This window comes from Campylobacter sp. W0014 (assembly GCF_020135975.1).
In the GTDB taxonomy this organism is placed as follows: domain Bacteria; phylum Campylobacterota; class Campylobacteria; order Campylobacterales; family Campylobacteraceae; genus Campylobacter_D.
The window spans coordinates 1-628 of record NZ_JACHTR010000094.1 but is presented as its reverse complement, the minus strand read 5'-3'; the positions used below and the strand labels follow the sequence as shown (position 1 = coordinate 628).

Annotated in this window: 1 protein-coding gene; it reads right to left on the bottom strand. The window is 30.6% G+C overall.

Annotated elements, in window-relative coordinates; genetic code table 11:
* Positions 1 to 628, bottom strand: a 628-nt coding sequence (locus H2277_RS09110) for a hypothetical protein (RefSeq protein WP_337201978.1), incomplete at both ends; no start/stop codon positions are given.

Here is a 628-nt window from a genome sequence, read left to right as displayed (position 1 = left end):
AAGAACTTCGTATATATTGTTGAATATTTCATCTATATTTTTATCATTTTTATAATATTGTCCATTGCCCAGATGGATAGTTTGTGGAAAATATTGTATTTTTGGATTTAAAAAATTTATTATTATTTCTTTAGCTTTTTGTGATATATAGTAACTCAGCTCCTCTCCTTGAGTGAATATTACAAAGGCACCAAATGCTACCAAAGGTGCTGAATCTGGACATAATATACCAACCAAACTCACAATTCCAGCTGCAATTGCAGTCGCAGAAATACCAACTGTATAAACAATAGTTTCAACCCCTTCAGCTATAGCTTTAATAACTACCGACCTTTCGCCATTAAGGACATATTCTAAAGAATAATCCATAATTTTTAAAGTGTTTTCTGTTGGTTTGGTTATTATTCTTATTTTTCTTGCTATTGGTTCTAAAGTAGGATATTGCTTGGAGTAGGAATTTACGGTGTTTTTTAATCTATCTACAGTATCCCGCAAATATTGAGTTTTATCTTGTAAGTCTTCTATATCTTGTCTATTAAAATTTGCTATCCAATCCGGTATTATATCTTTTTTAGCAAGCACAGCATTTTCTATACCTTGTCTATCTTCAGGACTTAAATTATTTTCC